The organism is Cutibacterium avidum ATCC 25577 (assembly GCF_000227295.1).
GTDB classification, from domain to species: Bacteria; Actinomycetota; Actinomycetes; order Propionibacteriales; family Propionibacteriaceae; genus Cutibacterium; species Cutibacterium avidum.
Genome location: NZ_JH165060.1, coordinates 1 through 602, shown reverse-complemented (window position 1 = coordinate 602; position 602 = coordinate 1). Strand labels below are relative to the sequence as shown.

Annotated in this window: 1 pseudogene; it reads left to right on the top strand. The window is 56.6% G+C overall.

Going from position 1 to position 602, the window contains the following annotated elements:
- Positions 1-333 (top strand): annotated as a pseudogene (locus tag HMPREF9153_RS12370) (hypothetical protein); the annotation flags it as partial.
- Between the last annotated feature and the right edge of the window lie 269 nt (positions 334-602).

Below are 602 nucleotides of genomic sequence, written 5' to 3'. Positions count from 1 at the left end.
GATCTCAGCGTGCACCTCGACGCGGATGATTATGACAAGCAGGAGAACTTGTTTCGCTTTGTGGCAATGGGGAGCTTACCGGGTGCCGTGGACGAGGATGATGAGGGTGTGGCCATGGCGATGGCGGAGATGGCCTGTCGTATTTTTTCGCCTGAGTATGTCAACTGCGGGACAGCGGACTTGGAGCCGATGCTTGACGACGGCTCTCTTGTGTCAGCGGTGAACTATGCGCGGCGGGGCGCCTATGATTCGTATCCGGATTTTGTGCGGGCGGCGCGGGTCATACGTACCACAGCGGAGGGAGTGTTCTTCGCTCGCCCCGACAATGACTAACAAGTGCCCGCGGAGTGAGGGCCTCGACCTGTCTTGAGCCCACAGAGGCCATTGCGACAATCATCGTTTCGGCGCGGTAACCGTCCCTGCTCGCTGCTCGGCTGCGAAAAGTTCCTCATGATTCGACCGTGAGAAGTCGTTATCCCGGGTGGATATTTACCGAAGACAGGGCTGTTTCAGAGGTGCGTCGGCTGGGTCCTGCGAAGATTAAGATCAGTCATGTCCCTTGTATTCGGTAGTTTCGTTGTTGTGAGCAGGAGATGATGTTT